The organism is Pseudomonas brassicae (assembly GCF_010671725.1).
Taxonomy (GTDB): domain Bacteria; phylum Pseudomonadota; class Gammaproteobacteria; order Pseudomonadales; family Pseudomonadaceae; genus Aquipseudomonas; species Aquipseudomonas brassicae.
This window is the reverse complement of record NZ_JAAHBU010000181.1, coordinates 1-2,727: the sequence shown is the minus strand read 5'-3', so window position 1 is coordinate 2,727 and position 2,727 is coordinate 1. Positions and strand designations below refer to the sequence as shown.

General features: G+C 66.7%; 3 protein-coding genes and 1 pseudogene. All 4 read left to right on the top strand.

The window, feature by feature from the left end:
- Positions 1-147 precede the first annotated feature (147 nt).
- Complete coding sequence (gene zur / locus G3436_RS14080; RefSeq protein WP_163945938.1) at positions 148-630, top strand: zinc uptake transcriptional repressor Zur; 483 nt, start codon at positions 148-150, stop codon at positions 628-630.
- Positions 630-1,409 carry a zinc ABC transporter ATP-binding protein ZnuC gene (gene znuC / locus G3436_RS14075; protein WP_163945936.1) on the top strand — a complete coding sequence of 260 codons (780 nt, stop codon included), beginning with the start codon at positions 630-632 and terminating at the stop codon, positions 1,407-1,409. Before zur ends, znuC begins: the two co-directional genes overlap by 1 nt.
- Positions 1,402-2,184, top strand: coding sequence for a zinc ABC transporter permease subunit ZnuB (gene znuB, locus G3436_RS14070; RefSeq protein ID WP_163945933.1), 783 nt, complete (start codon positions 1,402-1,404; stop codon positions 2,182-2,184). The genes znuC and znuB overlap by 8 nt, the downstream gene beginning before the upstream one ends.
- 144 nt (positions 2,185-2,328) lie before the next feature.
- Positions 2,329-2,727 (top strand): annotated as a pseudogene (locus G3436_RS14065) (PA5502 family lipoprotein); the annotation flags it as partial.

Here is a 2,727-nt window from a genome sequence, read left to right as displayed (position 1 = left end):
CACCTTGACCTCGGCCTGCGCCGGGGCCATGAGCAGGGTGCTGGTGATAAAAGCGACAAAAAGGGCAAAAAATCGGGACACGATAAGCACTCATTGGGGCAGGAACGGGTAACATAATAACGTCTCTCAACAGAACCGTCGCTGCCCATGCCCAATACTCCACTGGCCAACCGTCCCCACGACCACTCCCATTGCGTGCACAGCGCGCTGGCCGAGGCCGATGCGCTGTGCGCGCGTCAGGGCCTGCGCCTGACAGCCTTGCGCCGCCGAGTGCTGGAACTGGTCTGGCAAAGCCACAAGCCACTGGGCGCCTACGACATCCTCGCCGTGCTCAGCGAGCAGGATGGTCGCCGCGCCGCGCCACCTACCGTGTACCGCGCACTGGATTTCCTGCTGGAAAACAGCCTGGTGCACCGTATCGCCTCGCTCAATGCCTTCATGGGCTGCAGCCACCCCGAGCACGCGCACCAGGGCCAGTTCCTGATCTGCCGCGAATGCCACGTGGCCATCGAGCTGGAACAGACCTCCATCAGTGACGCCATCGTGGCCAGTGCCAACGACGTCGGCTTCAGTGTCGAAGCCCAGACCGTCGAAGTGGTCGGCCTGTGCGGCACCTGCCGGAGCGCCTGATGAGCACTGCGTTGATCCGGCTCGAGCAGGTGGGTGTGGCGTTCGGCGGCCAGGCCATCCTCGACAGCATCGACCTGAGCGTCGAGCCCGGGCAGATCGTGACCCTGATCGGCCCCAACGGAGCCGGCAAGACCACCCTGGTGCGCGCCGTGCTCGGCCTGCTCAAGCCCGGTACCGGCAGCGTCTGGCGCAAGCCGCGCCTGCGCATCGGCTACATGCCGCAGAAGCTGCAGGTCGACGCCACCTTGCCGCTGTCGGTGTTGCGCTTTTTGCGCCTGGTGCCGGGGGTGGACCGCAAGGCGGCGCTGGCGGCCCTCAACGAAGTGGGTGCCGAGCAGGTCATCGACAGCCCGATCCAGAGCATTTCCGGTGGCGAGATGCAGCGCGTGCTGCTGGCCCGTGCACTGCTGCGCAAACCCGAGCTGCTGGTGCTCGACGAGCCGGTACAGGGCGTCGATGTGGCCGGCCAGGCCGAGCTGTACAGCCTGATCACGCGCCTGCGCGACCGCCATGGCTGCGGCGTACTGATGGTCTCCCACGACCTGCACCTGGTGATGAGCACCACCGACCAGGTGGTGTGCCTGAACCACCATGTATGCTGCTCGGGCCACCCGGAGCAGGTCAGCGGCGACCCGGCCTTCGTCGAACTGTTCGGCAACAATGCGCCAAGCCTGGCGATCTATCACCACCACCATGACCACGCCCACGACCTGCACGGGTCGGTGGTTGCCCCGGCTGCGGCCGGCCACGTACACGGAGACCACTGCAAGCATGGCTGATTTTCTGTTGTATGCCCTGCTTGCAGGCCTGGCCCTGGCACTGGTGGCGGGCCCGCTGGGGTCGTTCGTGGTATGGCGGCGCATGGCCTACTTTGGCGATACGCTGTCGCATGCCGCGCTGCTGGGCGTGGCCCTGGGCTTCGTGCTCGACGTCAGCCCGACGCTGGCGGTGACCGTCGGCTGCCTGCTGCTGGCCCTGTTGCTGGTGACCTTGCAGCAACGCCAGCCGCTGGCCTCCGACACCCTGCTGGGGATCCTCGCGCCGAGCACGCTGTCGCTGGGCCTGGTGGTATTGAGCTTCATGCACGATGTACGCATCGACCTGATGGCCTACCTGTTCGGCGACCTGCTGGCGATCAGCCCCACCGACCTGGCCTGGATCCTGGGCGGCAGTGCAGTGGTGCTGGTGCTGATCGTTGCGTTGTGGCGCCCGCTGCTGGCGGTGACCGTGCACGAAGAGCTGGCGCGGGTCGAAGGCCTGCCGGTGGCAGCCCTGCGCCTGGCGCTGATGCTGCTGATTGCGGTGGTGATCGCCGTCGCGATGAAGATCGTCGGCGTGCTGCTGATCACCTCGCTGCTGATCATCCCGGCCGCAGCGGCGCAGCGGCACGCACGCTCCCCCGAACAGATGGCGCTGGGCGCCAGCCTGCTCGGGGTGCTGGCGGTGTGCGGCGGGCTGGCGCTGTCGTGGTTCAAGGACACACCGGCCGGCCCGTCCATCGTGGTCTGCGCGGCGGTGCTATTCTTGCTGAGCCTGGCACTGCCCCGGCGCTGAACCGCGCTGCGGCAAGGGCAGGGCGCACCACCGCGGTTGCGCCCTGCGACATTTTAATCGCGGCTGCACCCTGAAGAATCATTTTCGAGCCAGTGCGCTGGGTGTAGACTTGCTCGCTTTTTGCGCAAATAGAGAGTCGCAGGAATGAAGCCGTTCGCCTCCCGTTATCTGCTCCTTGCCGCGTTTTCCGTGCTGCTGGCCGCGTGTTCCAGCGCATCGGTCGACCCGGCCCCCGTGCCAGCACAGCCTGATGCCTGGCAGCAGCTGGAACAGAACATTGCCAGCAGCGAGCTGGCCACCGCCGAAGACCAGCTGGCGCCTTGCAGGCCCAGTCGCCGGACGACAGCCGCCTTGAACCCTTGCAACGCCAGTTGGCCGAGGCCTACCTGCAACGCAGCCAGATCGTCCTGCAAAAGGGTGATGTGAATGCCGCGGCCACGGCGCTGAGCCGCGCACGCGCCCTGATGCCCAAGGCCCCGGCGCTGACCGGTGGCGTCAACGGTGCCATCACCCAGGCACGCAAGGCCGAGCTGGACAAGGCCG